The following is a 6,715-nucleotide window of genomic DNA, read 5'->3' as shown; positions in this document are numbered from 1 at the left end:
CTTTTTATCTTATTTGTCAATAGTTCATGTGTTCAGCAGGTTTGACCTGCTCCCAATGGATAATGGATGTGGTCAAATAATACCGACAAAATTGAAAATCGAATTGTCAGTTTGACCCAACCTCATGTTCGCCCAATCGTGCTTGGTGTAAGGAACGAGGCATAAGGATGAGTGGCCCTCCTTTAGGAAGACCGAAAAATAATCCCACTCAAGCCGAGAAAAAACAAGCAAGAGAAGATGAAAAAAGTCGCAACGGAATCGAGGGCAAATTTGGACAAAGTAAGCGAAGATTTAGTCTCGCTCGCGTTATGACCAAACTTTCTCATACTTCTGAAACAGCTATTGCTATTGCGGTTTTGGTGATGAATCTTCTTGCCCTGCTTCGGCAGGTTTTTTGTGTCAATTTTTCGAGAAAACACACTTTTTGGAACAATTCATCACCTTTGTTTATGGAGAAAGAATTTTCCACAATCTCCAATTATCATTTCTCACATCTAATATTGAATTGTTCTCCATATCTCTGTTTTCCTAATTTTTCAGCAAGCCCTACCGTAGCCATTGCCGCAGAAGACACCCAAGGATTGCAAGGAATTCAACGCTTCAACCTTAACGTGCGGGATAACAACGCCCCCGAAATCCTGTCTGCACCTCCTACAGAAGTGACAGGGAATGAGAGTTTCAACGAGATAGAAGTCGTTGTCACCGACGAATACGGTGCGACAGCAGTACAACCGCTTCCTTTGCAGGTGAATGGAGATGCAGAACCGCCGAAAGTGGAGATATTCCAGAGTCTCAGCTTTGCCTATCCCAATGACGAAGTGACTTTTGCCGTGCGGGCGACGGATAATGTGGGCGTGGAGGATATTTCCCTGAGCATTGACGAGAAACCCGTGGCGTTGGATGCCTCGGGCATGGTGAAATGGAGTTCTGAGGATGCGGGAAACTATACTCTCCTCGCCACAGCAACGGATAAAGCCGGGAACATTTCTACGCAAACTCTCTCCTTTGATGTTCTGAATATTCCGGCGAGGGATGCAATCCAACTCAATATCAATCCACCTCGCGATCCCCAAACTCAAGCGATCGCCCCCATCACCCAACCAACGCCTTTAACCGGCATGATTCAGGCCGATGCGGGATTGCAATCCTATAAAGTCGAAGTCGCCCCCGTAGGCAGCGATACTTTTGTCGAAGTCTTTTCCGAGAGTGGCGGTCTCGAAAATCTTGATGAAGGAGAGACTTTGGGAATTTTTGACCCAACCCTGTTACACGACTTGGAAGGTTGTTTAAAATTAAGCAGGCATAAGCACCTCCAAAACATGGGAAGAAGGCAATCCTTGAGCAAAAAGTCCCTGAACCAGATTTAACAAATTGGACAGAGTTTCGCGAGAGAGGGTATAGAGTCGTTGTCCAAGAGTCTTTGCTCCATCAGCAAAGGCAAATCGTTCAGATTTCCCGCCAGAACAAGGAACAGATTGAAGTAACGACTGCGCGAGACAACTTAAACAGAAGTGGCGTTTAACCGCTTCTTCATTGCGTAGCTGAGCCGATTCAAGACCCGTGTCAACTCTTCTCCAAACTCCCTGCCAATTTATCAGTCTTGATTTTTCAATCTCGCTCACCCAATACTTTCCATGTGCTTCGATTTCTTGAGCCAACGGCAAGCACAATAATCCATTATCAAAAGCATAATTGGCCTCTGGAAAATTACCCTCTGTCTCTATCGTTTTCACGATATCTACTGCCATTTCCGTCCTTTTTCGGTATTCTAACCGATTTTTTTGATAGTGTAATAGTTCTATCAACCTTTGTCTCACTTCGTCCATTTCTTCGTAGCTTTCTCTCGCTGTCATTTCCAAATACCTCTTCTCTTCTTCCTCATATTTTGGGGTTTGCACTTCTACCATTATACCGTCTATTCTTTCTCGATTTGACACTACTGCTGTCATCACTGTTTGATATCTACTCATTTTTTTTGACACTTGGTCATACATTCTTTTCGTCCCATAGATTTCTTTTCCTCTCTCGTGATGGCTATATGTCCAATCTAATCCTATCACTTCTTTTCCTCTTCCTCTATGTTTTTCTCCCATTCTTTCTCTATGTTTTTTCATTAATTCTTTTCTGTTCCATCCTGCCTCAAATATCGCTTCGTGCATCGCTCTTCGACTCACTTCTTCTCCCTCTTCCCACACAATTCTATCATAAATCCCTTGTACTGTTTTATTTTCATTCACTATTAGACCCAATACATATCGGCTTATATGCTTGTATCCCGCTTCCTTCTTGAAGTTTCCTCTATACTCCTGCAATTCTGCTTCTATTGATTTGGGTATCCCTACCAATGGCAACATCGCTTTTTTTCTCCTCTTCTACTCGATTTTACCCTTCTTGTTCCCTCTAACCTTCCAAGTCGTGTAATTTTAGCCAACGGACCCTATACCCTACGCTTGAGTGCAGTGGACAACAACGGGGCGACCTCAGCGATCGAAACTCAAATCGAAGTCGCAGGAGACCTAAAACTGGGGAACTTCCAACTCTCCTTTACTGACCTCGAAGTGCCAGTAGCGGGGATTCCCATCACCGTGACCCGGACTTATGATAGTTTGTACGCCAACGAGCAAGATAACTTCGGTTACGGCTGGCGGTTGGAGTTCCGAGATACGAACCTGCAAACCAACGTCCCGCCACCGACTCCAGAAGAAGAATTATTAGGTCTCAAGAGTGCCTTTCGCGATGACACGCGGGTGTATATTACCCTACCCGGAGGCAAGCGAGAGAGCTTCACTTTTGACCCCATACCCGATCGCATTTTAGGGATGGCGGCAGGATTGACAGGACAACCCGCATCGGCATTCCGTCCTCGTTTTGTGGCGGAAGATGGCAGCGAGTTGACTCTGACAGTCAAAGATGTACTGCTTTCCTACAACAGCGATACAGGAGAGTATTTCAGTGCGAATCCGATGGGTTTACCGTACAATCCTGAAGATCCACGTTTGGGGGGCAAGTATACTCTGACAACCAAGGGAGGCATTGAGTATGAAATCGATGCCAATTCTGGGGATTTGTTAACAGCCACCGATACCAACGGTAACCAACTCACCTTCTCCGATGCGGGAATTACCAGCGATACAGGGGTTTCCGTTACTTTTGAACGGGATGCAGAAGGACGGATTAAGAAGGTTATCGATCCTCGCAACTATGAAGTTGTTTATAACTACGACGAGACGGGCAATTTGGTCGAAGTCATCGACCAAGAGCAGAATAAAATTGAGTACAAATACGACTATCCCGAATATCCTCACTATCTCACCGAAGTCATCGACCCCCTCGAAACCCGTCCGGTAGTGCGTTCGACCTACCTTCCCAACGGTCGCTTGCAACAAGTATTCGATATCGACAACGACCCCATAACCTTCGAGTACCTCCCGGATAGCAACACTCAGATTATCAAAGATGCCAACGGCATACCCACTCTCTACGAATACGACAACCGAGGCAATGTCATCCGTCAGGTCAATCAAATCGATGGCATAACTCACGAAACCCGCTTCAAATACGAAGGGGACGACCTCATCGAAATCACCGACCCCAACGGCAATATTGTCACCTACGACTACGACAGCGACGGCAATCTCAAATCCCGCACCGAATTACACGACCCCAGCAATCCCAATGGAGAGACAGTTCTCGGCTACAATTACGATGAGAATGGAGATTTAGAAACCGTTACTTATCTCGATGAGAGTCAGCGCTCTTTCGTTTACGACCCCATCACCAATGCTCTCATGCAGGAAACCTTACCCTCTGGAGAGGTCATTGATTACAAATACGATGCAGATTCGGGATTGGAAACGCGACGGGTCTACTCTCTCAATGGAAACCCCCTCTATGAAGTCGTCACCGATTGGAACTTTGAAACTGGACAGCTTTTAAGCGTCACAGACCCCACCGGAATCACCACTTATCATTACGACCCCAATACCGGAGCATTTGCCGGATTGGACTATCCCAACAATAGCAGCATTCGCTATCAACGGGACGAATTGGGACGAGTGGAAAAAGTCACCGTCAAACCCGACAAGGATGGAGCAACGGAGTACGTGACCGAATACGAATACGATGCCAATGGGAACATCGAAAAAGTCACCGACCCCAACACTCAAGCAACAGTGATGATTTATGATGCAGTGAATCGCCTTGAAGAGCGGACATTACCCAATGGGATTAAAACCGTTTACGCCTACAAAGAAAAGACTGACGCGATCGAGAAGATCGTTCACTATGCACCCGATGGAGTCACGGTGATGTCATCGGTGGAATACATCCGCTCTGACAGTGGGGAACCGACGAAGATAACGCGAGAAGATGGTTCTTATGTGGAGTTGAAGTATGACGAATCTTGGCGCTTGGAGAAGGAAACCTATTACGATGCCAATGGGGTGCAAGAAGAGGAAATTGCTTACAGTTATGATGCGGAGGGAAATCGCCAGACGGTATCGAGTGGAGAAGCACAAGGCAGTTACGATTACGAAAACATTCATCAGTTAATGGAAATCGATACTGGTGCAGGATTGGAAACCTATTATACCGTTGATGGGAGAAGGGTTGGAGTCACCGCATTTGGTGATGGATGGAGCAAACGCTCCTTTAGCAGCTTATGTGTATGCGGGAAATATGCCGTTAATGCGTTTGGATGAGCAAGGCAATCCGACTTATTATTTAGAAGATGGCATGGGTTCGATTGTGGGATTGGCAGACAATTCTGGGGTCGAAGTGGCAGAGTTTGAATATGATAGTTTTGGCAATTTGCGGAATAGTGCGACGGGAATGCCGAGTGAGTTAGGAGGAGATTTCCGCTTCCAAGGTCAGTGGTTAGAGTCGAATACGGACTTTTACCATTTCCGAGCAAGGTATTACGACCCTGAGACGGGAAGGTTTGTCAGTCGCGATCCGGTTGATGTTATTGAATACGAGCCTGAGAGTAGCAATCCTTATCAGTTTGTTTATAACAACCCTCTGATTTATAGCGATCCTACGGGATTGTTTACGATTACTGAACTCAATGCGACTCAAACAATACAGAAACATCTTGCTACTGCAAGAAGATATGCAATGAATGAGTCCAAAGAGTATGTTAAAGAAAGACTGGGCGAAAGCGCCCATTCAATTTTGAAATGCAACAGACTCTGATGTGTGACTATAGAATACCTCATAAGGGGTACGATAGTCAAGAGATTTTCGAGGTCGATTATTGATTAAATTAATAGCTTTTTGCACCTCGTCTTCGGTCACTATTTTAAAGTTTGTATCTTTGGGAAAAAACTGTCTGAGCAATCCATTTGTATGCTCATTCAATCCTCGTTCCCATGAATGATATGGTCGAGCAAAGTAGCATTGGACTCCCAATTCTTCACTAATTTTTTGATGTCCACTAAATTCTTTGCCGTTGTCATAGGTTATCGTTTTTCTTTTCTTTTGCTCCAGATTACTAAACTTTTCTTGAGTTACTCGATTCACCTCTTCCATTGTTTTCCTCCTTAATAATCCTCCAATTAAAAATTTAGAGGTTTTGTCTACATAGGGCTTGCTGAAAAAGTTAGAAAAAATTGGGGGTAGAGGGCAATCCAGTTTTAGATGTGAGAAATCATAACTTTAGGTTGTCAATAATCCCCCCTCTATAACGAGAGATAATGAGTCTCCCCCAAAAGATGCGATCGGGGGAATTTTGACACAAAAAAGGACAAAAAAACTGCCGAAGCAGGGTGACAAGATTCATGACTAAAAAGGTAATAGCAATGGTGGTTTCTGAGGTATTAGAAAGTTTTGCCATGACGCGATCGAGATTAAATCGTCGCTTACCTTGTCCAAATTTTCCTTCGTCCGATAAATTTTATCCACATGAACAGATTCTGGATAATATCCTGTCAATTCTCTATAGGCCTCAACTTGTGCTTTTAAATCTCCACTTTCATTATAACTATCCCAACTGACACGGTCTAAAAATACATATTCTTCAAAACAACTTGCTGATAATTTTGCTCCAAACTCTACATTAGCTCCCGCTTTTCCTCTTACCATTGGACGAATATGCGGTTGACTTAAACTTACAATTCTATTATCAATTCTCTCTTTCTTATTTTCATACATCCATTTTTGTTGACGAAAGATTTCTGATCCTACTAATAAGTTTCTATAATGCCATCCTAAATGGTTTTGCTGGCGCTCCCATTTCTGATGAAAAATTTTCTTGATATTCCTCTTCAAATTCTGACCAAGGAACTAGCTTGGACATTATTACCCAGCGATTTTCTTCACATAATCTCCCTTCAAAAAGGAGAGGGAATTTCTCTTCGCTACTTTCTGCTTTCTCTACTTTTCGGTACATTTTCTTCGGGCTGGTGCAAGAGATTTCCTCGATTTTACACCTTTTTCTTGCATTTTATCCATTTTTTGGCTTCTCTCAGCCTTCGATTACAATCCTTCCTGCTCTTTTCAGCAAGCCCCACTTAGACATAGCGATCGCTTACGCTTGCGGGTTTTTAATCCATTACTCAACAGTTGTTGATGCCATTGAGGTTCAAAGACTTTGCAGAAATCATCGACATGGCAAAAAAGTTCTTCTAAGCTAGTATTCATAACGGAGGACGGAGGCTGATGTTTTTCTCAATTTCAGCTTACTCCATCCTCCTTTCCTTATCCCGAACTGACGTTA

The 6,715-nt window shown here is 44.0% G+C and carries 4 protein-coding genes and 4 pseudogenes; 3 read left to right on the top strand and 5 right to left on the bottom strand.

The window, feature by feature from the left end:
* Window positions 1-134: 134 nt before the first annotated feature.
* Window positions 135-395 (top strand): annotated as a pseudogene (locus AC6RV6_RS10615) (transposase); the annotation flags it as partial.
* A gap of 897 nt (window positions 396-1,292) precedes the next feature.
* Here the strand turns inward: AC6RV6_RS10615 and AC6RV6_RS10610 are convergent.
* Window positions 1,293-2,354 carry a hypothetical protein gene (locus AC6RV6_RS10610; protein ID WP_500240801.1) on the bottom strand — a complete coding sequence of 354 codons (1,062 nt, stop codon included), beginning with the start codon at window positions 2,352-2,354 and terminating at the stop codon, window positions 1,293-1,295.
* Between the two features lie 105 nt (window positions 2,355-2,459).
* Between AC6RV6_RS10610 and AC6RV6_RS10605 the strand changes: the two genes are divergently transcribed.
* A complete protein-coding gene (locus tag AC6RV6_RS10605; protein WP_500240800.1) occupies window positions 2,460-4,700 on the top strand; it encodes a DUF6531 domain-containing protein in 2,241 nt (746 codons plus the stop codon).
* Entirely contained in the window at window positions 4,630-5,193 is a 564-nt protein-coding gene (locus AC6RV6_RS10600; protein ID WP_500240799.1) for an RHS repeat domain-containing protein, read from the top strand. Before AC6RV6_RS10605 ends, AC6RV6_RS10600 begins: the two co-directional genes overlap by 71 nt.
* Here AC6RV6_RS10600 and AC6RV6_RS10595 read toward each other — a convergent pair.
* The 4 genes and pseudogenes from AC6RV6_RS10595 to AC6RV6_RS10580 all read right to left on the bottom strand — a co-directional run.
* Window positions 5,167-5,583 (bottom strand): annotated as a pseudogene (locus AC6RV6_RS10595) (IS30 family transposase); the annotation flags it as partial. The gene AC6RV6_RS10600 and the pseudogene AC6RV6_RS10595 overlap by 27 nt on opposite strands.
* Window positions 5,584-5,647: 64 nt before the next feature.
* Window positions 5,648-6,174: pseudogene (locus tag AC6RV6_RS10590) on the bottom strand (transposase); the annotation flags it as partial.
* A 19-nt stretch (window positions 6,175-6,193) separates the two neighbouring features.
* The gene (locus tag AC6RV6_RS10585; protein WP_500240812.1) at window positions 6,194-6,388 is read right to left on the bottom strand and encodes a transposase; all 195 of its coding nucleotides are present in this window, start codon (window positions 6,386-6,388) and stop codon (window positions 6,194-6,196) included.
* 131 nt (window positions 6,389-6,519) lie between these two features.
* Window positions 6,520-6,639 (bottom strand): annotated as a pseudogene (locus AC6RV6_RS10580) (IS982 family transposase); the annotation flags it as partial.
* Window positions 6,640-6,715: the final 76 nt, after the last annotated feature.

It is taken from the genome of Spirulina sp. LEGE 11439 (assembly GCF_059821285.1).
This window is presented reverse-complemented; position numbering and strand designations above follow the sequence as displayed.